Annotated in this window: 18 protein-coding genes, 4 tRNA genes and 1 pseudogene; 20 read left to right on the top strand and 3 right to left on the bottom strand. The window is 38.7% G+C overall.

Going from position 1 to position 23,433, the window contains the following annotated elements; translation table 11 throughout:
- Nucleotides 1-134: 134 nt before the first annotated feature.
- The 3 genes from acpS (at nt 135) to WS44_RS09975 (ending at nt 3,122) form a co-directional block, all read left to right on the top strand.
- Nucleotides 135-491, top strand: coding sequence for a holo-ACP synthase (gene acpS, locus WS44_RS05585; RefSeq protein WP_013437109.1), 357 nt, complete (start codon nt 135-137; stop codon nt 489-491).
- A 2-nt stretch (nt 492-493) separates the two neighbouring features.
- Nucleotides 494-1,624 carry an alanine racemase gene (gene alr, locus WS44_RS05580; protein WP_046433596.1) on the top strand — a complete coding sequence of 377 codons (1,131 nt, stop codon included), beginning with the start codon at nt 494-496 and terminating at the stop codon, nt 1,622-1,624.
- A gap of 95 nt (nt 1,625-1,719) precedes the next feature.
- Nucleotides 1,720-3,122 (top strand): IS3-like element IS1223 family transposase gene (locus tag WS44_RS09975; protein WP_288145700.1). Its coding sequence is split into 2 segments (ribosomal slippage): nt 1,720-2,194 and nt 2,194-3,122, totalling 1,404 coding nucleotides; the frame shifts between segments, so codons are not numbered across the junction.
- A 72-nt stretch (nt 3,123-3,194) separates the two neighbouring features.
- Here the strand turns inward: WS44_RS09975 and cbpA are convergent.
- Nucleotides 3,195-3,902, bottom strand: coding sequence for a cyclic di-AMP binding protein CbpA (gene cbpA / locus WS44_RS05565; protein WP_013641457.1), 708 nt, complete (start codon nt 3,900-3,902; stop codon nt 3,195-3,197).
- A gap of 169 nt (nt 3,903-4,071) precedes the next feature.
- The gene (locus WS44_RS05560) at nt 4,072-5,043 is read right to left on the bottom strand and encodes an L-lactate dehydrogenase (protein ID WP_013437112.1); all 972 of its coding nucleotides are present in this window, start codon (nt 5,041-5,043) and stop codon (nt 4,072-4,074) included.
- A 133-nt stretch (nt 5,044-5,176) separates the two neighbouring features.
- Between WS44_RS05560 and pth the strand changes: the two genes are divergently transcribed.
- From pth to lysS, 10 genes are all read left to right on the top strand, one after another.
- Nucleotides 5,177-5,734 (top strand): aminoacyl-tRNA hydrolase, encoded by a 558-nt coding sequence (pth, locus tag WS44_RS05555; protein ID WP_013437113.1) that lies wholly within the window; start codon nt 5,177-5,179, stop codon nt 5,732-5,734.
- Nucleotide 5,735: 1 nt separating this feature from the next.
- Nucleotides 5,736-9,230, top strand: a complete 3,495-nt coding sequence (gene mfd, locus WS44_RS05550) for a transcription-repair coupling factor (protein ID WP_014565551.1) — start codon at nt 5,736-5,738, stop codon at nt 9,228-9,230.
- 15 nt (nt 9,231-9,245) lie between these two features.
- The gene (locus tag WS44_RS05545; RefSeq protein WP_011254102.1) at nt 9,246-9,488 is read left to right on the top strand and encodes an RNA-binding S4 domain-containing protein; all 243 of its coding nucleotides are present in this window, start codon (nt 9,246-9,248) and stop codon (nt 9,486-9,488) included.
- A gap of 74 nt (nt 9,489-9,562) precedes the next feature.
- Nucleotides 9,563-9,937 carry a septum formation initiator family protein gene (locus WS44_RS05540; protein ID WP_046433591.1) on the top strand — a complete coding sequence of 125 codons (375 nt, stop codon included), beginning with the start codon at nt 9,563-9,565 and terminating at the stop codon, nt 9,935-9,937.
- Nucleotides 9,937-10,299: a S1 RNA-binding domain-containing protein gene (locus tag WS44_RS05535; protein WP_046433590.1), complete on the top strand. Its 363-nt coding sequence runs from the start codon at nt 9,937-9,939 to the stop codon at nt 10,297-10,299. The genes WS44_RS05540 and WS44_RS05535 overlap by 1 nt, the downstream gene beginning before the upstream one ends.
- A gap of 40 nt (nt 10,300-10,339) precedes the next feature.
- On the top strand, nt 10,340-11,584 hold the full coding sequence (gene tilS / locus WS44_RS05530) for a tRNA lysidine(34) synthetase TilS (RefSeq protein WP_046433598.1): 1,245 nt from the start codon (nt 10,340-10,342) through the stop codon (nt 11,582-11,584).
- A 94-nt stretch (nt 11,585-11,678) separates the two neighbouring features.
- Nucleotides 11,679-13,847, top strand: a complete 2,169-nt coding sequence (ftsH, locus tag WS44_RS05525) for an ATP-dependent zinc metalloprotease FtsH (RefSeq protein ID WP_013437118.1) — start codon at nt 11,679-11,681, stop codon at nt 13,845-13,847.
- A gap of 53 nt (nt 13,848-13,900) precedes the next feature.
- The gene (hslO, locus tag WS44_RS05520) at nt 13,901-14,791 is read left to right on the top strand and encodes an Hsp33 family molecular chaperone HslO (protein WP_013437119.1); all 891 of its coding nucleotides are present in this window, start codon (nt 13,901-13,903) and stop codon (nt 14,789-14,791) included.
- A 79-nt stretch (nt 14,792-14,870) separates the two neighbouring features.
- Nucleotides 14,871-15,896 (top strand): tRNA dihydrouridine synthase DusB, encoded by a 1,026-nt coding sequence (dusB, locus tag WS44_RS05515; RefSeq protein ID WP_046433587.1) that lies wholly within the window; start codon nt 14,871-14,873, stop codon nt 15,894-15,896.
- A gap of 16 nt (nt 15,897-15,912) precedes the next feature.
- Nucleotides 15,913-17,463, top strand: coding sequence for a lysine--tRNA ligase (lysS, locus tag WS44_RS05510; protein WP_013437121.1), 1,551 nt, complete (start codon nt 15,913-15,915; stop codon nt 17,461-17,463).
- A gap of 66 nt (nt 17,464-17,529) precedes the next feature.
- On the opposite strand, the gene WS44_RS05505 is transcribed toward lysS, so the two are convergent.
- Nucleotides 17,530-17,985 (bottom strand): GNAT family N-acetyltransferase, encoded by a 456-nt coding sequence (locus WS44_RS05505; protein ID WP_013641471.1) that lies wholly within the window; start codon nt 17,983-17,985, stop codon nt 17,530-17,532.
- A gap of 212 nt (nt 17,986-18,197) precedes the next feature.
- Here WS44_RS05505 and WS44_RS05500 point away from each other — a divergent pair.
- The 7 genes and pseudogenes from WS44_RS05500 to WS44_RS05470 all read left to right on the top strand — a co-directional run.
- Nucleotides 18,198-18,272, top strand: a tRNA-Gly gene (locus WS44_RS05500).
- Nucleotides 18,273-18,383: 111 nt separating this feature from the next.
- A tRNA-Gly gene (locus WS44_RS05495) sits at nt 18,384-18,455 on the top strand.
- Nucleotides 18,456-18,567: 112 nt separating this feature from the next.
- Nucleotides 18,568-18,642, top strand: a tRNA-Gly gene (locus WS44_RS05490).
- A gap of 35 nt (nt 18,643-18,677) precedes the next feature.
- Nucleotides 18,678-18,751, top strand: a tRNA-Pro gene (locus tag WS44_RS05485).
- Between the two features lie 76 nt (nt 18,752-18,827).
- Nucleotides 18,828-19,283: a GAF domain-containing protein gene (locus WS44_RS05480; protein ID WP_013437122.1), complete on the top strand. Its 456-nt coding sequence runs from the start codon at nt 18,828-18,830 to the stop codon at nt 19,281-19,283.
- 106 nt (nt 19,284-19,389) lie between these two features.
- A complete protein-coding gene (locus WS44_RS05475; protein WP_046433585.1) occupies nt 19,390-21,879 on the top strand; it encodes an ATP-dependent Clp protease ATP-binding subunit in 2,490 nt (829 codons plus the stop codon).
- Between the two features lie 221 nt (nt 21,880-22,100).
- A pseudogene (locus WS44_RS05470) lies at nt 22,101-23,433 on the top strand (DNA-directed RNA polymerase subunit beta); the annotation flags it as partial.

Here is a 23,433-nt window from a genome sequence, read left to right as displayed (position 1 = left end):
GTCACGGCATTGGCTTCATCTCCACTTTACATAGTAAAAGAAAAAGTGTTGAACGACTACTCCGTCGAGTAATCATCCAACACTAGATTAGTATGTTTTGTATTATAATGATGTCATTGTGTGAGGTGAAAATTATGATTAAAGGTGTAGGAATCGACTCAGTTGAAGTTGAACGAGTAAAGAAAATTGTAGACAAAGGTGATGCCTTTGCTAAAAAAGTATTGACTCCAAACGAATTTGCTCAATATCAAAAGATGAAGGGCAAAAGAAAAGTTGAATATCTTGGTGGTCGTTTTTCACTAAAAGAATCTTTTTCTAAAGCAATGGGGACAGGTCTTGGCAAGTACGTCGGTTTTCAAGACGTTGAAACCCTATGGGATGATTTGGGTCATCCTGTAATGACCTCAACCAAGTTTGATGGGAAGATTTTCCCAAGTATCACACATGATAATCATGAAATTATTACATTTGTAGTTTTGGAGGAAAATTAATAATGGTTCCAGGCTATCATCGTCCTGCAGTAGTAAAAGTTAATTTGGGTGCGATTAGAAGAAATCTTGAAAATGAAATGAAGCATCTTGAACCAGGTCAAAAGATGCTGGCAGTTGTTAAGGCCAACGCTTATGGTCACGGTGCAGTTGAAGTTGCTAAAGTAGCTGATGAAGTCGGTGCAGCTGGTTTTTGTGTTGCTATTTTGGATGAAGCTTTGCAATTGCGTCACAACGACATTGTTAAGCCAATTTTGGTTTTAGGTGTTGTATCACCTGAATATGCACCAATTGCCGCTGTCAATGGCGTTTCATTGACTGTACCAAACTTAGAATGGCTTAAAGAAGCTGAAAAGTACCTAGAAAAAGACAACTTACAATTGAAGATTCATTTAGGTATTGATTCAGGTATGGGCAGAATCGGCTTTAACGAAGATGAGGACTTTATTGCTGCCAACAAGTTCTTGGAAAACAATGACAACTTCTTTGTAGAGGGCATGTTTGCTCACTTTGCTTCTGCAGACAGTAGCGATGAATCTTACTTTGAACGTCAAATTAAGAAGTTCAGACATATGGAAAGCTTGTTAACAGTTAAGCCAAAGTGGATCCACATTGACAACACTGCCGCAAGTATTTTCCACAGTGGCATCAAGAGTGATTTAGTTCGTTTTGGTATCGGAATTTATGGTTTAAACCCATCTTCAACTCCTGATACCCCTGATTTAAAGCCTGTATTTAAGCTTGAACCAGCCTTGTCATTTGAAAGTGAATTGACTCATGTTAAGACAATTCATAAGGGTGACGGTGTAAGTTACGGTTCAACTTTTGTGGCTGATGAAGATACGATTATCGGTACTGTACCTGTTGGTTATGCCGACGGCTGGATCAGAAAGTTCCAAGGCTTCAAGGTTAAGGTAGGAGACAAGTATTGCACAATTGTTGGTCGTATTTGTATGGATCAATTTATGGTAAAAATGCCAGAAAAGATGCCAGTAGGTACTAAGGTAGAAATCATCTCAGCTGATCCTACTGCTCCTAACAACATTAAGGCTGCAGCTGACTACGTTGATACTATTCACTACGAAGTAGCTTGCTTATTAAATGATCGTTTGCCACGTGTTTACTACGAAAAGTAATATTTAAATATATTAGGCAGACAAAAAAGCTTCTAGAATTTGAAGTGCCTCATAATTGTTAGACATAAAATCTAATAATTATGAGGTATTTTTTTATGACCAAATATTCGACTGAATTAAAAATTGAAATTGTTTCCAAATATTTAAATCATGAAGATTCAATAAAAGGTTTAGCTAAACAATATAATATTCATTGGACTCTTATTCGTAGATGGATTGATAAGGCTAAGTGTCAAGGTTTAGCTGCCTTATCTGTTAAACATACTAAAACTACTTATTCTTCTGACTTTAGGCTAAATGTGGTACGCTACTATTTAACACATTCTATTGGAGTTTCAAAGGTAGCGGCTAAGTTTAATATTAGTGATTCTCAAGTATACAATTGGGCTAAAAAGTTCAATGAAGAAGGATATGCTGGGCTGCTGCCTAAACAGAAAGGTCGGCCTAGGAAAGTGCCTAAAAAGAGTAAGAAGACAACTAAAAAGTTAGAACTTAGTGAAAAGCAAAAGTATGAAGAAAAAATTCTTAAGCAGGAAGCTGAATTAGAAAGACTTAGAGTGGAAAATCTTGTCTTAAAAAAAGTGGCTGCCCGATATCCACGTTATCCAACAAACAAAAAACACAATTAATACAGGATATTCGGGCAAAACACCATCAAATTAAACTTAAGGTCTTATTTAAAGTGCTCAAATTAAATAGAAAGACTTACTATGACAATGTAAAAAATAGAATTAATCAAGCTGATAAGTATGCTTTAGTAAAAGAGAAGATTCAAGAAATCTATTATGGCTATGAAGGACAAGAAACATATGGTTATCGTCCTATGTGGGGAGCGTTAAGAGATGAAGGATTTAAACTTTCTCTAGAAACAGTACGTAAGTTAATGAGAAGTTTAGGAATAAAAACAACAATTTATCATAAAAATACTGGTAAATATAGTTCGTATAAGGGTAATGTAGGAAAGAAAGCACCAAATATCCTAAATCAAACTTTTGATGAAACTATCCCCTATAAAGTTCTTCATACCGATGTAACTGAATATAAACTAACTAGCGGCAAGAAAGTTTATATTTCTCCTGTAGTAGATGAGGTTTCTTTGGAGATTCTAGCTTGTGCAGTAAGTTATTCTCCTGAAATGAAAACTATTTATAATATGCTAGATGAACTAGCAGATAATCTTCCACCAGGAGCTGCTCCTATCCTTCATTCAGATCAAGGCTTTCAATATCAGAATCCAGGCTATCAGGCTCGACTAAAGAAAATGAATATAATCCAAAGCATGTCCCGAAAAGGAAATTGTCATGATAATGCACCAGGAGAAACGATATTTAATTTAATGAAGAGAGAAAAACTGAATCGACTTAAGATTGGAAGTTTAGAAGAGATGAAGGAAATTCTGAAAGATTATATTTATTGGTTTAACAATGTTAGAAGATCAAACAAATTAAAATACACGACTCCTGTAAAATACAGAAATCGTGTATTATCAAATCTTTAAAATTTTATAAATGTCTAACTTTTCTATGGCACTTCAATTTCTAGAAGCTTTTTATTAAGGTCAAATTTTCATTTAGTCTTGTGATGGGCGCTCAATAAATACGCCAGGGTTTTCATCACTCATGATTGTCATACCAGCTTGCAAATCTTCGATTTCTGAAACGACAAAACCTTTTTTCTGCAGCTTATCAACAATAGCCTTCATAGTGATTTCTGAAACGCCAGCAGGTAAGGTGAATAATGTTCTTCTTACGAAGTCGCCTTGAAGTTCACCAGCTGCCGCATCAAGTGTCATTACACTAGACATGTTAGTGTGCTTAGACACGATTTTAGACATCTTAATCAAGTTACCACGTGCGTTGTCTGACAAAACAGTTAAAACGTAGGAACCGTTTTTGATATCCCAAGCATCTGACAACATATCAAGCAATCTTGAGTGGGTAAGAATACCGTAGAAGTGATTTTCTTCATCCAAAACAGCGATGTATGGTAAGTCCTTGATGTTAAAGAATACCTTGAAGAAAGGTGAGTTAACCTTGATGGTCTTAGTTGCGTTCTTAAGCAAGTAGGTTACAGGTAAATTCATATCGCCGCCTTGTGACTTATGACGATAGATGTGCATCTTATAAATGTTACCGCGGAAAATTGTACCAGTATCATCTACAATAGGCACACATCTATAACCTGAATCTTCTAAGACTTTTAATGCTTCTGCTAACGTGGCTTTTTCATTAACTGTAGTTAAATAATTTTTCTTAATAACTAAAGATTTAATAAGCATGAGTTCGCCTCCAAAGGTAAAATATTACAAGTAATTATAGCATAATCAATGAGTTAATTAAATATTAATTAAAGACCAGCTAAGATAATCAACTATATTTTAACAATAGTTAGGCAAATAAAAAAGCATCTTCTTAGCGGAGATGCTTTTTTAATTAAAGTTTAATGGATTATTGACGAACCTTAACGCCAGTTTCCTTGAAGGCCTTGTCCATAACTTCCTTCAATTGCTTTGCAGAAGCTTCCATCTTAGCTTGTTCATCATCGCTTAATGGCATTTCGATGATTTGTTCAAGACCCTTGCGGCCAACAACTGCAGGAGTACCAATGTGAAGGTCGTGTAAGCCGTATTGACCATCCATAGCTACTGAAAGTGGGAGTACACGGTGTTCGTCGTTCAAGATAGCCTTAGCGATCATTGCTGAAGCAGTACCGATACCGTAGAAGGTAGCACCCTTCTTGTTGATGATGTCGTAAGCCATGTTAGCAACTTCTTTGTGGATGTCTTCAAGCTTAGATTCATCCATACCGTGAGCCTTAACCCAGTCACTAACCTTTACGCCACCAACATTGTTGTAGCTCCATGCTGGGAATTCAGTATCACCGTGTTCACCAAGCATGTATGCGTTAACTGAACGTGGGTCAACGTGTTCCATTTCACCGATAACCTTTTGAAGACGACCAGTGTCAAGTGAAGTACCTGAACCGATAACACGATCCTTAGGGAAGCCTGAGATCTTCCAAGTTGCGTGAGTCAAAATGTCAACTGGGTTTGCAACTACTAAGAAGATACCATCAAAGCCTGATTCAACGATTGGTTCAACGATTGATGATAAAATCTTCAAGTTCTTGTTTACAAGGTCAAGACGAGTTTCACCTGGCTTTTGTGGAGCACCAGCAGTGATAACGATTAAGTCTGCGTCCTTGCAGTCTGGGTAATCAGCTGCGTAGATGTTCTTTGGGTAAGTCCATGGAGTAGCATCTGCTAAGTCGATTGCGTCACCTTGAACGTGTTCCTTAGCGATGTCGATGATACCTAATTCTTCAGCGATACCTTGTTGTACCATTGAGAATGCGAAGGTAGAACCTACGGCACCGTCACCGACTAAAATAACTTTACGGGGTTTTTCAACTCTTGCCATAACAATAAAGTCTCCTTTTTATTAGTGATAATTTTAACAAAGCAAATTATACCATGTTAGCAAGCATTAATAAAATTATTATTTATTGTTTGTGCTATTATATGAGGGATTATGTAATGAGGGGTATATATTAATGAAAATAATTGCAGGTTTAGGCAATCCAGGCCAAAAATACGATAAAACCAAGCACAACACAGGATTTATGACAATGGATCATTATCTTGATGAAAAGGGCTTGTCACTAGATAAGGATAAATTTGAAGGACTTTGGACCAAGCAAAAAATTAACGGTGAAGATGTAATTTTGCTTGAACCACAAACTTATATGAATGAATCGGGTCGTTCAGTTAGTCAAGTCGCTAACTTCTTTAAGGTTGATCCTGAAGATATTTTGATCATTCAAGACGATATGGATATGCCAATTGGTAAAATTAGAATTAGAGCCAATGGTAAATCTGGTGGTCATAACGGAATTAAGAGCATTATCCGTGATTTAGGAACTGAAAAGTTCAACCGTTTAAAGATCGGTATTCGTCACCCTAAGAATGCAACTGTCGTTTCATGGGTGCTTACCCCATTTAATGATGAACAACAAAAGTTGATGGATGATGCATTTGATACAAGCGTAAAGATTATCGACGACTTTATTGCAGGTCGCGATAGTCAATATTTGATGAATAAATATAATTAAAATGCGTTTAACAGAAATACTTAAACAAGATCAAGATTTAAATAATTTTATTGCAAAAACAAAACAAGTAAAAAACTCACTAATCACTGGCGCTAATGCCGGTGCTTTTAGTCTACTCTTAAAGCAAATTGTTTCTGAGCCAAATGCGCCTTTAATTTTAATTGAAGAAAATGAAAGCAAGGCCCAGAACCTATATGGTGAATTAAACTCAATTTTGGAAGACGATGCTGCCCATTATTTTCCAGTCGATGCAACCATTGCTACGCAAACTGCGGTTAGTTCACCAGACGAATTAAGCAGCCGAATCCAATCTTTGAATTTTTTATTGAGCGGTAAACCAGGCATTGTGGTAACCACACCACAGGGATTGCAGTATAAATTGTCGTCGCCGGCAGATTTTGCCAAGGCACGGCGAGAATTTGCACCAGAAAAAGAATATGAATTAACCGAACTGAATAATTGGTTAGTTGGTGCTGGCTATAAAAAAGAGGCATTGGTAGCCCGTCCTGGTGAATTTGCCATTCGTGGTGATATCTTGGATATTTATCCACTAGATCGTGAAAATCCGGTCAGAATCGAATTCTTTGGCGATGAAATTGATACTATCAAGGAATTTGACTTGGCAAGTCAACGGAGTCAAAAAGAAATTGAGCAGGTAACGGTGGCTGCTGCGCAAGACCGCGTTTTTGCCAAGGATGCAATTTTTAATGCAGCGGAAAAAATTAAAAAGGATATGGTCGATGCACCTGCACCAGCTAAGGCTGTAAAAGATCACTTTGCAGTAGCGCTCGATAATCTTGAAGATGGCGGGTTGCCGGATAATTACGCCTTTTTGGTCGACTACTTAATTGAAAAGCCAAGCAGCTTATTAGAATATTTGCCTAAAAATGGTGAAATTTTATTGGATGATTTGCCATTGATTAAGCAAGCAGTTGAAGACGTGGATAAGCAAAATGCGGCATTTATTAGTGATGAACTAAAAACTGGCGCAATGTTGTCACATCAAGAATTGCGGTCTGATTTTGATGATGTTTTAAGTAAAGATAAGCATCATCGGATTTACTTCTCACTTTTCCAAAGAAGCATGGGACGCTTGCGTTTAGGACAGATGCTCAACTGGCAAACGCGTGAGCCGGAACAATTCTTTAGTCAAATGCCGTTGATTAAATCAGAACTTGAATCCTACCAAAAGTCTGGTCAAACGGTTGTCTTGCAAGCCGACAATGATAAAAGAGCTAGACAGATTGATCAAACAATGGCTGATTTTGGCCTTAATTTGCCAATTGTCGGTGAAGACGAATTAGTTGAAGGCAGAGCTCAAATCATGGTTGGTGGCTATGCCAGCGGCTTTTCTTTACCAACGGTTAAATTAGTTTATTTAACTGAACGAGAACTATTTAATAAGCGTCCGCAACGTAAAAAACGAATTAAGACATTGGAAAACGCGCAAAGATTGCGTAATTATACCGAACTTAAACCTGGCGACTACGTTGTTCACGTCAATCACGGTATTGGCCGTTTTGAAGGAATTAAGACTCTCGAAAATAATGGCGTAAAACGAGACTACATCACCATTACTTACCAGCATGGCGACCAGCTTTTCGTGCCAGCGGATCAATTGAGCTTGGTTCAAAAATACGTTGGTTCAGAGGGCAAGACGCCACATATTAACAAACTAGGTGGTAGCGAATGGGCTAAAACCAAGCGGAAAGTTCAATCTAAGGTTGAAGATATTGCCGATGATTTGATCGAACTTTATGCTAAACGTGAATCTGAAAAAGGTTTTGCCTTTTCACCAGATGATGACTTGCAGCGCCAATTCGATGATGCCTTTCCATACCCTGAAACGCCTGACCAGTTGCGTTCAATTAAGGAAATTAAAGAAGATATGGAAAAGCCGAAGCCAATGGATCGTTTGCTAGTTGGGGACGTTGGTTTTGGTAAAACTGAAGTTGCTTTGCGGGCTGCTTTTAAGGCAATTCAAGATAATAAGCAGGTTGCCTTTTTGGTACCTACGACTATTTTGGCTCAGCAGCACTATGAGACAATTCAGGATCGGTTTAAGGATTTCCCAGTAAACACGGCGATGTTGTCACGTTTTCAAACTCCGGCTGAATCAAAAGAGATCATCGAAGGACTTGAAGATGGCAAAATCGACATAGTTGTGGGAACTCACCGGCTTTTGTCTAAAGATGTGCATTTCAAGGACTTGGGTCTGTTAATTGTTGATGAAGAGCAGCGCTTTGGTGTTAAACACAAGGAAAAGTTAAAGCAATTAAAGGCAAATATCGATGTTTTGACGCTGACGGCTACGCCAATTCCACGTACGTTGCACATGTCAATGGTTGGGGTACGTGATTTATCAGTTATGGAAACTCCACCACAAAATAGATATCCAATTCAAACTTACGTCATGGAACAAATTCCTAGCGTAATCAAGGATGCCTGTCTAAGAGAAATGAAGCGTGGCGGTCAAGTCTTTTATTTACACAACCGAATTAGCGACATCGACGAAACGGTTGAAAAGTTGCAGCAGTTGATTCCAAATGCCCGGATCGCTAGTGCACACGGCAGAATGAGTCAGAACCAGCTGGAAGATATTCTGTATCGTTTTTTGAATCGTGAATTTGATATTTTGGTAACGACCACGATCATTGAAACTGGTATTGATATGCCTAACGTTAATACTATGATCATTGAAGATGCCGATCACTATGGCTTGAGTCAGCTGTATCAATTGCGTGGTCGAATTGGTAGAAGTGCCAGATTGGCTTATGCCTATTTCCTTTACCGACCAAATAAGGTTTTGACTGAAGTTGGTGAAAAGCGGCTAGATGCGATTCGCGACTTTACTGAACTTGGGTCAGGTTTCAAGATTGCCATGCGTGATTTATCAATCAGAGGTGCCGGCAACATGCTAGGTGCCCAGCAGCACGGCTTTATCGATAGTGTTGGCTATGACTTGTACTCACAAATGTTGAGTGATGCTATTAAAGAACGTAAGGGCAAAAAGGCCGTTAAGAAGTCGAATGCTGAAATCGATCTTAAGCTTGAAGTATATATTCCTGATTCATATATTGGCGATCAGGAAGAAAAGATCGAATTCTATAAGAAGATTAAAGCTGTTGCCGATCAAGATGAGTTGGATAAAATTGAAGACGAATTAATTGATCGTTTCGGTGATTATCCTACAGCAGTAGAGAACTTGTTGGCGGTTGCTGGTTTAAAGGTTGATGCAGATTTGGCGCAAGTGCTGACTGTCCTTAAAACTGGCGATAAAATTAAAGTTGAATTCAATAATGCGGCTTCACGTGAATTAGAAGGACCTAATATCTTCAAGGCACTTGAACACGTGAATATGAAAGCCCGTATTAGCATGAATCAAGAAAAACGGATGGTAGTATTGCTGCAAATGCCTGATGAAATGAAGAATCGTGTTTTATTCAATGAATTAGCCACATTCTTGCAGGCAGCAAGCGATATTGTACAAAGATAATTGCGAGGAATAAAAATGAGAATTGATAAATTTTTGAAAGTTTCAAGATTAGTTAAAAGAAGAACTGTAGCTAAGGAAATGGCAGACCAAGGCAGAATCAAGGTTAATGGTCGTGTCGTTAAGTCAAGTTATGATGTTAAAATTGATGACATTATTGAAATTGGCTACGGTGCTAGAGTTATTAAAGCCAAGGTTTTGAATATTCGTGAGACTACTAAAAAGGCTGAAGCAAGCGAACTTTACGAATTAGTTGATTAATGACTTTTAAGTAAATCGCTGTTATACTTAACTTAATTGCATTTACAGTAACAAGCAATAGGGGATTAACAAAAATGAATCATGGTCCACGTATTTATAATTCGATGAGTCCAGAAGAGCAAAGGGCGCGTTTAAAACGTAAACAGGCTAAAAGAGAAAAAGAAGTGCATCGCGTAAGATTGAACAGAATAATTGCTGTTTTTGCAATTATCTTTGTTGTATTAGGTGTACAAATTGCAATTAAGATTTCTCAAACTGGACGAATAAATAACCAAGTTGAAGCTGAAAAACAAACTTTAGCTCAAGTGAAAGCTAAAGATCGCGAGTTGACAATGAAAAGACAGGATCTAAAGGATCCAAATTATGTTGCAAAGCTAATTCGTTATAAGTTCTATTACTCTAAAAATAATGAGAAGATTTATAACGTCCACGAAGGAAACGATAATTAATGGAAAGATACCAAGTTGGCAATCGAGTAACGGGAGTAATTAACAATATTACTGACTTAGGAATTTTCGTTACTTTGCCAAATAAGCATTCAGGATTAGTTCACCATGGTGATTTTGGCAATAGTTGGCCAAGAGAAAGACGGCAATACAAGGTTGGACAAGAAGTCCGCGTAGTTGTCGTTCATATTCATAAGGGCAGATTTAATTTGTCGATTACTCGTGTGAATGATCCGAAGTTAATTGATCATGATAATCAATTTTCAGATGTAAAGCCTGCTGAATTTGATCAAGTTCTAAATAAGACGGCTAAAGATGCCAAAAAAGAAATTGCCAAGTTAAAGCAAGTGTTAACTGAAAATTAGGAAATGGCCTGTAGTGGGCCATTTTTTGTTAGGTAAATTTATGAAGATTAATGATTTTTTTGAAGATAACGGCATCGAGCTGAATAATAAAAAATTCTTGGTAGCGGCAAGTGCGGGGCCGGATTCGATGGCCTTACTCGATATGTTGCAGAAGATGAAGGTGCAGGTAATTGCGGCTCATTTTGATCATCAATTGCGCAGCGATAGTAAAAACGAGACTAAGATTTTGCAGGAGTATTGCAAGAAGTACGATATTCCGCTGTTTACGGCAGTGTGGGCAAAAGATGAGCAGCCGGCTGCAGGGATTGAGGCAGCGGCGAGGGATGCACGCTATGCTTTTTTGACTCAAATAGCTAAGAAAGAAAAGGCAGATTATTTGTTAACGGCCCATCATGGTGATGATTTGCTAGAGAATATTTTGCTTAAGTTTATTCGCTCGGGCAATCCCGAAGAAATGAATAGCTTGCAAGCAGTAGGGGTAATGCATGGAGTTTCCCTACTTAGGCCACTTTTGGCTTATAGCAAGCAAGAACTGTTTGAGTATGATCGAAAAAATGACATTGAGTTTATCACGGATTCGACTAACAACGAGGATGAAACCATGCGCAATCGACTGCGCCACCATGTTGTTCCGCTACTAAAAAAAGAAAATCCTGCTTTAATTGCGAATGCTTTGAACTATAGCAAGAAAATGACTAATTTAGATGAATTTATTGACCAAAAAGTAGACGACATTGGTCAATTGACTCCCTTTTTGGGGCAGGCATATCGCATTAAAAGTGAAAAATTAACTGCTTTACCAGAAAATGAGCGAAATATTTTTTGGCAGAAGAATATCTGGGAAAAATTCCACCGCCGCGTTAATAAAAATTTAGGTAATTTTGCCGTAATTGAGTATCAGGGCTATTTTTATTTGACTAAAAAAGCAAAAATAAATATGATAGTTCCTTATCCGATTCAATTGAATATTCCGTTTGCTTTTCAAGGTGTGACATTTGTATTAACTGATCAAAAAGCAAAAGATAAGGCAGAAATAGGTGATTTTTGGTTTGAAGAAAAAGCGGATTTTAGTGCAGGGTCACTGATTCCTGGGGCAAAACTTTTGCTTCAAGATGGTCAAAGAACCAAAGCAAAGAAAAAATTTGCGGAACATGCTGTTCCATTATCTTTACGACCACTATGTCTAACTATTTATGCAGATGATGAACCAGTTTTTGTCGAAGTGGCATATCAAAATCAAAATTGGATTGAAAACGGTAAACAGTATTTTTTATATAAATGTTAAAAAGTCTTCAAAATAGTTGAAAATATTAGTGGTCGCAACATATTTTGTGATAGAATTTTAAACGTATAACTTGAAGACTTTGCGGAGGTTTTTTATGAAGAATAACCGGAATAGGCTACTTTCAAATGGCCTTTTCTATATAGTTGTGTTCCTTCTACTCCTATGGGGAATCAACTGGGCACTCGGCGGTTCTAACAATGGAGGCGGTAGTGAAAATATCAGCTACTCCCAATTTGTTAAGGATTTACGCCAAGGCAAAGTTAAAAACTTTAGTGTTCAACCTGCTAATGGTGTCTACACTGTTACAGGTAGTTACAAGAATGCACAAACAACAAAGAATCAATCAAATAATAGTTTTGATTTCTTTAGTAATAACTCAAGTAGAAAAGTGTCTAACTTCTCTACTACCATGTTACAAAATGATTCGACAGTTTCTAATGTGCAGAACTTGGCACAAAAGAGTAATGCTCGGATGACTACTCAGGGAGAATCACAATCAGGCAATTGGATTTCAACCATTGTCATGCTTGTGCCAACTGTTTTATTTATCGTCATGCTTTGGATGATGATGAACCAAAGCGGTGCTGGTCGTGGTGGCAGCGGCGGAATTATGAACTTCGGTCGCTCACATGTTAAACCAGAGGATCCTTCTAAGAATAAGGTCCGTTTCTCTGACGTAGCTGGTGAAGAAGAAGAAAAGCAAGAATTGGTCGAAGTTGTTGAATTCTTAAAAGACCCATCGAAATACACTAAATTGGGTGCTAGAATCCCATCCGGTGTTTTACTTGAGGGTCCTCCCGGTACTGGTAAAACTTTGCTTGCTCGTGCCGTAGCTGGTGAAGCTAACGTACCATTCTACTCAATCTCAGGTTCAGACTTCGTTGAAATGTTTGTTGGTGTTGGTGCTAGTCGTGTACGTGACTTGTTCAACAACGCTAAGAAGAATGCACCAAGTATCATCTTTATCGATGAAATTGATGCCATTGGTCGTCGTCGTGGTAACGGCACCGGTGGTGGCAACGATGAACGTGAACAAACTTTGAACCAATTATTGGTTGAAATGGATGGTTTTGAAGGCGACGAAGGCGTAATCGTCATTGCCGCTACTAACCGTTCAGACGTTTTGGACCCAGCCTTGCTTCGTCCTGGTCGTTTCGACCGTAAGGTTTTGGTTGGTCGTCCTGACGTTCGTGGTCGTGAAGCTATTTTGAAGGTACATGCCAAGAACAAGCCACTTGCTCCAGACGTTGACTTGAAGGAAATTGCTCGTCAAACACCTGGTTTTGTAGGTGCTGACTTAGCTAACGTTTTGAACGAAGCTGCTTTGGTAGCTGCTCGTAGAAACGGTACCGAAATTACTGCTTCAGATATTGATGAAGCTGAAGACCGTGTAATCGCTGGTCCAGCTAAGAAGGACCGCTTGATTGCAGAACCCGAAAGACGTAGAGTTGCTTTCCACGAAGCTGGACACTCAATCTGTGGTTTGGTCTTAAGCGATTCAAGAACTGTACGTAAAGTAACTATCGTGCCACGTGGTCGTGCTGGTGGTTACAACATCATGCTTCCAAAAGACGATCAATTCATTTTGACTAAGAAACAATTATTTGAACAAATTGTTGGTTTAATGGGTGGTCGTGCTGGTGAAGAAGCAACCATTGGTGATAAATCAACCGGTGCTTCAAACGACTTTGAACAAGCTACAGCAATTGCTCATAGCATGGTTGTTAACTACGGTATGACTGACTCCTTAGGTATGGTTGAGCTTGAAAAAGAAGGCGAAACCAATCCTTACGGATTCAAGCCATACAGTGAAGCAACTTCTGCTAAGATTGATGAAGCTGTCAAGAAGATCTTGGATGAAGCTCATGCTAAGGCCTTAGAAATCGTAAAAGAAAACAAAGAAAAGCACAGAATTATTGCGGAAGCTTTGCTTAAATACGAAACTTTGGACGAAAAGCAAATCATGTCTTTGTACAAGACTGGTAAGATGCCTGAAAAGTACGAAAGCGAATATCCAAGCGAATCAAAGGCTTCAACTTACGAAGAGGCTAAAGCCGCTGCAGAAAAGCGTGAAGTTGAAAAGGCAGAAAAGAAAGATTCAGATCAAGCTTTAGCTGATCAAGAAAAGGATGCTTTGGAAACTCCATCAGAAAAGAATCATGAAGTTGAAGAACACAATGCAGAAAATCCTGAAAAGAATCAAAACACTGATTCAACTAAGACAGATTCACCTGCAGAAGACGATGAGCACAAAGATAATTAAATAAAAAGTAGGGCCTGAAAAAGGCTCTATTTTTTTAGAGAGAAGGATAAATGATGAATGATTATTTAGTAAAATCAATTGATAAAACTAAGAATTTACGTTTACTAACAATTACTGCTAAAGGTGTGGTAAGCGAAGCCCAAAAGCGTCATGATTTATGGTCAGCATCTGCAGCAGTACTTGGTCGTACTTTAGTAGGTTCATTGCTTTTGGCAGGTGCCGAACTTACTGATAAAGAAGAATTAACTGTTAGATTGTTAGGCAACGGTCCAGTTGGCCCAACAATTGTAACTGCCAAGTCTGATTTAACTGTTAAGGGCTATGTAAAGAACCCACACATTGCTTTGCCACCTAAGAAGAATGGTCACATTGATGTTAAAAAGGCTGTTGGTCAAGGTTGGTTTGAAGTTACTAAGGACCTCGGCTTAAAGGAACCTTACACTGGTCAAGTGCCAATCGTTTCTGGTGAAATTGCCGAAGACTTTGCATACTACCTTACTAAGTCAGAACAAATTCCATCAGCCGTTGGTTTGTCTGTTTTTGTAAATCCAAATAATTCAATCGGTGAAGCCGGCGGATTTATGCTTCAAGCTTTACCAGGTGCAAGTGATGCCTTGATTGATCAAACTATCAAGCGCATCGATGAATTACCAGCTCTTTCAACTTCATTCTTAGACGGAATGACTCCAGAAGATTTGGCCCACAAGATTTTAGGTACTGACTGCAAGATCCTTGAAAAAGACGACGTCGCATTCAGCTGTGACTGTTCAAAGAAAAAGTACGCTGGAATCCTTGAAACCTTGAAGTCCTCACAATTAAAAGCTATGATCGATGAAGATCACGGTGCTGAACTTACTTGCAACTTCTGTGGCAACAAATATCACTACACTGAAGATGAATTGAAAGAAATTTTAGCCAAGAAAAAAGACGACAAAGATTATTAATTTTAATTAAAAAGTCCTAAGGTTTTATCCTCTGGGGCTTTTTTGATATTATAATAGGGTATTTTGAAAGGATGATTTGGTGGATAACAGCTGGAAAATTCGCGATATCACCATTCCAAACCGAGTTGTTGTTGCGCCGATGGCGGGAGTTTCAAACTCAGCATTCCGCGTTGTATGTAAGGAATTCGGAGCTGGGCTGGTTGTCTGCGAAATGATCTCAGATCATGGGATTATTTATCGAAATAAGAAAACTTTGAGCATGATGGATGTTGACCCAAGAGAACACCCAATGAGTATTCAAATCTTCGGAGGGACCGAAGAAACATTGCTACAAGCTGCTCAATACGTTGATCAACATACTGATGCTGATATCATTGATATCAACATGGGTTGTCCTGTACCTAAAGTTACTAAAACTGATGCAGGATCTAAATGGCTTCTTGATTCTAATAAGATTTATCAAATGGTTCATGCCGTGGTACAGAATGTGCAAAAACCAGTTTCTGTTAAAATGAGAATTGGTTGGGATCGCAAGCATATTTTTGCCGTAGAAAATGCATTGGCTGCTCAAGAAGCAGGTGCCAGCATGATTGCAATGCATGGTAGAACTAGAAAGCAAATGTATCAAGGTGAAGCTGATTGGGGAGTTTTGCATAATGTTGCCCAAGTTTTGGATGTACCATTCGTAGCAAACGGCGATATCAGAACCCCTGAGCTTGCTAAGAAGGCTCTAGATGAAATTGGTTGTACTGCAGTGATGGTAGGACGTGCCGCACTAGGTAATCCTTGGATTTTGCAGGATATGGTACATTATTTAGAGACTGGTGAAACTTTGCCACCACAAACTGTGCGTGAAAAAGTTGAAACAGCTAAGCATCAGCTTGAAGGATTGATTAAAATTCACGGCGAAAAGCGGGCAGTTCCTGAATTTCGTCAACAAGCTGCATACTATTTAAAGGGAATTCCCCGTTCGGCCCGTACTCGTGCTAAAATAAATGAGGTCTGGACGCGTCAAGAAGTGTATGACTTGCTTGATAACTTTGTAGATGAATACGAAAAAAGAGAAGAAGCTCGTGTTGCACGGCGCGCGACAAAGAACAAATAAATGGAGGAAAGATAAATTGGCAAAGAATGAAATGAACGACCAATTAAGAGTTCGTCGCCAAAAGATGGACGAAATGCGCGAAAATGGAATTGAACCATTTGGCCAAAGAAAATTTGATCGTCAAGATTTAGCAAGTACTTTAGAAGAAAAGTATGGCAAAGAAGATAAAGATGAATTAAACGATGACATGCCTAAGACCAAAATTGCTGGTCGTATGCTTGCTAAGCGTGGTAAGGGTAAGGTAGGTTTCGCTGACCTTTACGACCGTACTGGCAAGATTCAAATTTACGTACGTAAAGACATCGTTGGTGAAGACAACTACAAGATCTTCAAGAAATCAGATATCGGTGACTTCTTAGGTATCGATGGTGAAGTTATGAAGACCGATACTGGCGAGCTTACTATTAGAGCTCTTCACGTAACATTCTTGTCCAAGGCTCTTCGTCCTTTACCAGACAAGTACCACGGCTTGAAGGATGTTGAAGCAATTTACCGTCAACGTTACCTTGATTTGATCACTAACCGTGACAGCTACATGCGCTTTGTTCACCGTACTCAAATCATTCAAGCTATTCGTGACTACTTAAATGGTCAAAACTTCTTGGAGGTTGAAACTCCAGTACTTCACAACATTCCTGGTGGTGCTGAAGCTCGTCCATTCATTACTCACCACAACGCTTTGGATATTAACCTTTACATGAGAATTGCTTTGGAACTTCCACTTAAGCGTTTGATTGTTGGTGATATGGAACGTGTTTACGAAATCGGCCGTGTATTCAGAAACGAAGGTTTGGACACTCACCACAACCCAGAATTTACTGAACTTGAAAGTTACGCAGCATACTGGGACTACCACGATGTTATGGATGAAGCTGAAGGTATTATCCGTGCTGCAGCTAAGGTTGTTTCAGATGACGGTAAGATCACTTACCAAGGTACTGACATTGACTTAGGCAAGCCATTCCGTCGCGTTCACATGGTTGACTTGATCAAGGAAAAGACTGGCGTTGACTTCTGGAAGCCAATGACTCTTGAAGAAGCAACTAAGATTGCGGAAGACCACGACATCCACGTTGAAAAGTTCTGGAAAGTTGGTCACATTATTAACGCCTTCTTTGAAAAGTACTGTGAAGAAACTATTGTTGACCCAACCTTCGTTTACGGTCACCCAGTAGAAATCTCACCACTTGCTAAGAAGAATGCTGACGATCCAAGATTTACTGATCGTTTCGAAATTTACATCATGGGTGAAGAATACGGTAACGCCTTCTCAGAATTGAACGATCCTGACGACCAACGTGAACGTTTCGAAGCTCAAATGGAAGAACGTGAAGCAGGTAACGACGAAGCTGACATGATCGATGAAGATTACCTTCGTGCTATGGAATACGGTATGCCACCTACAGGTGGTTTGGGTATCGGTATTGACCGTTTGGTAATGCTTTTGACTGATGCTCCAGCTATTCGTGATGTTCTTTTGTTCCCAACAATGCGTCCAGAACGTGTTGAAAGCGTAGAAGCTGAAGTTAAGGCTGATATGGAAAAGAAGAATAAAGAAAACAAGTAATCTTATAAATTAAAAAACTCTTATCTATGTTTTAAGCATGGATAAGAGTTTTTGTTTATGTATTTTTTAATTGAGAATCATTTTTTCATCAGAGTATTTTTTAGGATCATTTAAATCCCATTGCTGATATCTAACTTCTTGACACTTAAAGCCTAATTTTTTGTAAAGCTTTTTGGCCTTAGTATTTTCTGCAAATACGTCAAGACTAACTGGTCGACTCATGTACCTCAAAGCTGTCGTTGCTAAAGCATACCCGATACCTTTATTTTGATGAATTGGATCTACATAAATGTAATCCAGTTCTTGGGGATGAACTGCAACGAAGCCCAATATGCTGTCAGCATCATAAGCTACATAAATTTTGCAGGAGAAAAAATCATCCTTATATGGAGCTGTCTCTAAAGGTATGAAGTATTTTTCCGCACCACCAATTGTTAGCTCTTCTTTACGACTAACGTCGTGAATGCGGCATACTTCAGCATAATCGTTTGGTTGATATTCTCTGATATTAAATTTTGACATGTTTTTCTCGCTTCCTAATATTAAGATTTTGATTTAGAAAGCAATAATACGTAATCTCATGTGAAATCTCCTTTAATTAAATTGAAGATATTGTAGCAATTTTTTTAATTCGGTACAATAACTAAAATTAACTTAGTTAAAAACAGATAAGTAATATTTTTTCAAAAAGTATTTGCAAAGAGAATAATCTTTGCTATAATACTTTTTGTATCGCGGAAGTAGTTCAGTGGTAGAACATCACCTTGCCATGGTGGGGGTCGCGGGTTCGAATCCCGTCTTCCGCTCCAAGATGAAGAGCTCACGAATGTGAGCTTTTTTTGTGCCTAAAATAAATTTATCTTTTTTGATAAAAAGGTATTGCAAAGAAAAATGTATTTGCTATAATAATACCTGTTGTCGCGGAAGTAGTTCAGTGGTAGAACATCACCTTGCCATGGTGGGGGTCGCGGGTTCGAATCCCGTCTTCCGCTCTAAGATGAAGAGCTCACGAATGTGAGCTTTTTTTGTGCCTAAAATAAATTTATCTTTTTTGGCAAAATACCTTGCAATGAAAAATGCATTTGCTATAATAATAACTGTTGTGCGGAAGTAGTTCAGTGGTAGAACATCACCTTGCCATGGTGGGGGTCGCGGGTTCGAATCCCGTCTTCCGCTCCAAGATAGAAGGCTCACCGAATGGTGAGCCTTTTTTTCGGGAAATAGCTCAGTTTGGTAGAGCGCTACGTTCGGGACGTAGAGGTCGCGCGTTCAAATCGCGTTTTCCCGATTATATTTAAGCTGTCTTAATAGACAGCTTTTTTCTTTTTGCTATAATACACACTAAAACTATAGGGGACATGAGAATGACAGCTACTACGAAAGAAAATTATGAATTGTTAGTGCAGCAGGCAAAGGCACTAGTTGATGGCGAAGATGACTGGATTGCCAATACTGCTAATTTATCTGCGCTTTTGTTTAATTCGCTTAATAATGTTAATTTTGCTGGTGTTTATCGCTTTGAAAACGGCGAGTTGATTTTAGGCCCATTCCAAGGGATGCCAGCTTGTGTGCATATTCAAATGGGTAAAGGCGTTTGCGGAACAGCAGCTAAGGAAGAAAAAACGCAAATTGTGCCCAACGTCCATGAATTTGCTGGTCACATCGCTTGCGACAGTGCTTCGAATTCTGAAATCGTCGTGCCTATTTTTAAGGATGAAAAATTATGGGGCGTTTTCGATTTTGATTCTACTAAGCTAAAAAATTTTGATGAAACAGATCAAAAATATTTAACTGAAATTGCCGCCGCAATTTTTGATTAATTGCGCGTTTTTGATCATAATGATCACGGAGATAAGTTAAATTATTTTACTTACTGACAAAATAAAAGTAAAATACCATAACGTATTTTAAAGGGGTGGTGTTTGTATGGAAAACTCATATAGTAAAAGCGTTAATCAAGTATTGGAAATTGCACGTGAACAAGCACAGAATTTCCATCATCGCTTAATCGGAACAGAACACGTTTTATTGGCTTTAGTAATTGAAACAGACGGTGAAGCAGGGAAGATACTTCGTTCATGGGGCTTAACTCCTACTGCTGTGCGTGAAGAAATTGAGCGCTACACCGGCTACGGTTCAGCACCTAAAGCTAGTTATATGGAAATGTCACCTCGTTTGAGCTTGGCACTAGACTACGCTAAGAGACAAGCGGATCAAGGTGGATACAAGGAAATTCAAACTAACCATGTTTTGCTAGGAATAACTGCTAGTGAACAAGTCTTATCAGCAATAATTTTAAAGAATTTGAATGTTGATATTGGTCGTTTGCGTCAAGATGCAATTGATAGTTTGGCACAAGACCAAGATTTTGCGGATTCAGCTAACTGGTTAGGCAACAATAATACATCCTCAGCACCAGCACAAAAGAAACGTAAGGCAAGTACAACACCTACCTTGGATAAGATTGCAATTAACTTGAATCAACGTTCACGCGAAGGAGCTATCGATCCAGTTATCGGTCGTTCTAAGGAAATTGAACGTGTAATTCAAATTCTTTCTCGTCGTACTAAGAACAACCCAGTTTTGGTTGGTGAACCAGGTGTTGGTAAGACTGCCGTAGCTGAAGCAATTGCCACAGAAATCGTTAAGAAAAAGGTGCCAGAAGATTTACTTGATAAGCGTGTCATGGCACTGAATATGGGTAACTTGGTTGCCGGCACTAAGTACCGTGGTGAATTCGAAGATCGAATGAAGAAGATCTTGGATGAAATCGCAAAAGACGGCAAGGTCATCTTGTTTGTTGATGAAATGCATACCTTGATTGGTGCTGGTGGTGCCGAAGGTGCAATCGATGCTTCTAATATTTTGAAGCCATCACTTGCTCGTGGTGATATCCAAATGATTGGTGCAACTACTTTTGATGAATATCAAAAGTACATTGAAAAAGATCAAGCTTTGGCTCGTCGTTTCCAACAAGTTCGTCTTAACGAACCTTCAAGAAAAGAAGCATTGGCTATTTTACAAGGCTTAAAGCCAAAATATGAAAAGTTCCACCACGTAGCTATTCCTGAAGCCAGCCTTGAAGACGCTGTTGATTTATCAAGTCGTTACATTTCTGACAGATTTTTACCAGACAAGGCGATTGACTTAGTCGATGAAGCTAGTGCAGCAGTAAAGATCCGCAATAATGTCGGCTCTAATGACAAATTAGTGCAAATCAACGATAAGATTAAGAATTTGATCGATCAAAAGAATGAAGCTGCTGCAAGTCAAAATTTTGTTAAGGCTGCTCAATTGCAAGATGAACAAAATAACTTGCAAGCACAACGTGAAAAGTTGATCGATACTTTGCATTCTAAGGTAAGTGCAAGTGCAATCGTTGAGCCTGAAGACATCGCTAAGGTTGTTTCAGATTGGACTGGTGTGCCAGTTACCCAAATGAAGCGTAACGAAACACGTCAATTGGCTAACCTGGAGAGCCTCTTGCACAAGCGTGTTATCGGCCAAGACAAGGCTGTTTCTGCAGTTGCTCGCGCTATTCGTCGTAGTAGAAGTGGAATTAAGGATGAACATCGTCCAATTGGTTCATTCTTATTCTTAGGACCAACAGGTGTAGGTAAAACTGAACTTGCTAAGTCAGTTGCTGCAGCAATGTTTGGCTCAGAAGACAACATGATTCGTCTTGATATGTCCGAGTACATGGATCAAATTGCTTCAAGCAAGTTGATTGGTTCGGCTCCTGGCTACGTTGGCTATGAAGAAGGTGGTCAACTTTCAGAACAAGTTCGTCGTCACCCATACTCAGTAGTTTTGCTTGATGAAGTAGAAAAAGCCCACCCAGATGTATTTAACTTGCTTTTACAAGTCCTTGATGAAGGATTTTTGACCGATTCTAAGGGTAGAAAAGTCGACTTTAGAAATACCATTATCATCATGACCTCTAACTTAGGTTCACGTTCATTGTTTGATCAAAACGCAGTTGGCTTTAATGCTGACAATGCAGATCAAGCTAAGGAAAGACAAAGTAAGGTTGAACAAGCAATCAAGCAATTCTTCCGTCCAGAATTTTTGAACAGAATTGATGAAACAATTGTCTTCGATGAATTGGATAAGAAGCAATTGCGTAGCATTGTTACTTTGCTTACTCACAAATTGGTTGAACGTTTGCAAAAGAAGGGTATTACGCTTAAGCTTTCTCATGCTGCTTTGGACAAGATTGTTCAAGATGGTTATGATCCAGAAAACGGAGCACGTCCTCTTAGAAGAGCAATTCAAAATGATATTGAAGATAAAGTGGCTGAAATGTTGATAACTGGTGAAGTTCAAAAAGGTGATACTTTGAAGATTGGCAGTCAACATGGCAAGTTAAAATTTGAAATTGCTAAAGCTACCAAAAAATTGGAAAAAGTCAAGTAGTAATAGGCATTTAACCTTGACAGTTTACCGAAAATAACATATAATTTTTGCTGATTTAAAAAAACTGAGATTCAGGATTTTGCTGATCTATTGTCCAGCAAAATGATATTGACAAAAACGACATACGTTGTTTTTGTCTTTTTTATGCCTAAAATTGCGGTTTTTTGAATTTGTAACAGAAATGTAATATTTGCTTTCTTAGACAGAAAGGATGTTTTTCCTTGTTAAATGGACACGTAGTGAACTACGGTAAGCATCGAACTAGACGCAGTTTTTCCCGAATTAAGGAAGTATTGAAGCTGCCAAACTTGACCGATGTTCAAACCGAATCATATAAGTGGTTTCTTGATAAAGGCATTAAAGAAGTCTTTGACGACATTATGCCTATTAGTGACTTCTCAGGTAAGCTTTCATTAGAATATGTTGGCTACAAGCTTCAAAAGCCTAAGTACACAGTTGATGAAGCTCGTGATCACGATGCAACTTATGCTGCACCAATGCACGTTACTTTGAAGCTTACTAACCAAGAAACTGGTGAAATTAAGACTCAAGATGTATTCTTTGGCGATTTACCATTGATGACTGAATCAGGTTCATTCATCGTTAATGGTGCTGAAAGAGTTATCGTTTCTCAATTAGTAAGATCTCCTGGTGTATATTACACTGGCGACTACGACAAGAACGGTCGTCAAATCTTTGGTACTACTGTTATTCCTAACCGTGGTGCTTGGCTTGAATATGAAACTGATGCTAAGAATGTTTCATTTGTTCGTGTTGACCGTACTCGTAAGTTGCCACTTACAGTTTTGATTAGAGCAATGGGTATTAGCTCTGACAGCGACATTATTGATATGTTTGGTCAAAGCGATACTTTGCAATTTACTTTGGACAAGGATGTTCACAAGAACCCAGCTGACTCACGTGTAGCTGAAGCTTTGAAGGACATTTACGAAAGACTTCGTCCAGGTGAACCAAAGACTACTGATTCATCACGTTCATTGCTATATGCCCGTTTCTTTGATCCACGTCGTTACGACTTGGCACCAGTTGGTCGTTACAAGATCAACAAGAAGCTTTCACTTAAGAACCGTTTGTACGGTCAAACTTTAGCTGAAACTTTGGCTGATCCAGATACTGGTGAAATCATTGCTAAGAAGGATACTGTTGTTAACCACGAAGTAATGGACAAGCTTGCTCCATACCTTGATCGTGATGACTTCAAGATGGTAACTTACCAACCTTCAAAGGAAGGTGTATTGCCGGATCCTATTACTGTTCAAGAAATTAAGGTTTACTCAAAGGTTGACCCTGAACGTGAAGTTAAGTTGATGTCTAACGGTCATATTGCTGCAGATGTTAAGCACTTAACTCCAGCTGATGTTTTGGCTTCAATCAACTACTTCTTTGCATTGCAAGACAAGATCGGTACTACTGATGATATCGACCACTTGGGTAACCGTCGTATTCGTCGTGTTGGTGAACTTCTTCAAAACCAATTCAGAATTGGTTTAGCAAGAATGGAACGTGTTGTTCGTGAAAGAATGTCAATCCAAG

Origin of the sequence: Lactobacillus sp. N54.MGS-719 (genome assembly GCF_000980505.1) — a bacterium.
Taxonomy (GTDB): domain Bacteria; phylum Bacillota; class Bacilli; order Lactobacillales; family Lactobacillaceae; genus Lactobacillus; species Lactobacillus amylovorus.
This window is presented reverse-complemented; position numbering and strand designations above follow the sequence as displayed.

What these genes read in the sequence shown, in the direction of transcription:
- alr (WP_046433596.1), top strand. Translation starts at nt 494, where the DNA reads ATGGTTCCAGGCTATCATCGTCCTGCAGTAGTAAAAGTTAATTTGGGT.
- WS44_RS05540 (WP_046433591.1), top strand. Translation starts at nt 9,563, where the DNA reads ATGAATCATGGTCCACGTATTTATAATTCGATGAGTCCAGAAGAGCAA.
- WS44_RS05560 (WP_013437112.1), bottom strand. Translation starts at nt 5,043, where the DNA reads ATGGCAAGAGTTGAAAAACCCCGTAAAGTTATTTTAGTCGGTGACGGT.
- mfd (WP_014565551.1), top strand. Translation starts at nt 5,736, where the DNA reads ATGCGTTTAACAGAAATACTTAAACAAGATCAAGATTTAAATAATTTT.
- cbpA (WP_013641457.1), bottom strand. Translation starts at nt 3,902, where the DNA reads ATGCTTATTAAATCTTTAGTTATTAAGAAAAATTATTTAACTACAGTT.
- tilS (WP_046433598.1), top strand. Translation starts at nt 10,340, where the DNA reads ATGAAGATTAATGATTTTTTTGAAGATAACGGCATCGAGCTGAATAAT.
- WS44_RS05475 (WP_046433585.1), top strand. Translation starts at nt 19,390, where the DNA reads ATGGAAAACTCATATAGTAAAAGCGTTAATCAAGTATTGGAAATTGCA.
- ftsH (WP_013437118.1), top strand. Translation starts at nt 11,679, where the DNA reads ATGAAGAATAACCGGAATAGGCTACTTTCAAATGGCCTTTTCTATATA.
- hslO (WP_013437119.1), top strand. Translation starts at nt 13,901, where the DNA reads ATGAATGATTATTTAGTAAAATCAATTGATAAAACTAAGAATTTACGT.
- WS44_RS05480 (WP_013437122.1), top strand. Translation starts at nt 18,828, where the DNA reads ATGACAGCTACTACGAAAGAAAATTATGAATTGTTAGTGCAGCAGGCA.
- pth (WP_013437113.1), top strand. Translation starts at nt 5,177, where the DNA reads ATGAAAATAATTGCAGGTTTAGGCAATCCAGGCCAAAAATACGATAAA.
- WS44_RS05545 (WP_011254102.1), top strand. Translation starts at nt 9,246, where the DNA reads ATGAGAATTGATAAATTTTTGAAAGTTTCAAGATTAGTTAAAAGAAGA.
- WS44_RS05505 (WP_013641471.1), bottom strand. Translation starts at nt 17,985, where the DNA reads ATGTCAAAATTTAATATCAGAGAATATCAACCAAACGATTATGCTGAA.
- WS44_RS05535 (WP_046433590.1), top strand. Translation starts at nt 9,937, where the DNA reads ATGGAAAGATACCAAGTTGGCAATCGAGTAACGGGAGTAATTAACAAT.
- acpS (WP_013437109.1), top strand. Translation starts at nt 135, where the DNA reads ATGATTAAAGGTGTAGGAATCGACTCAGTTGAAGTTGAACGAGTAAAG.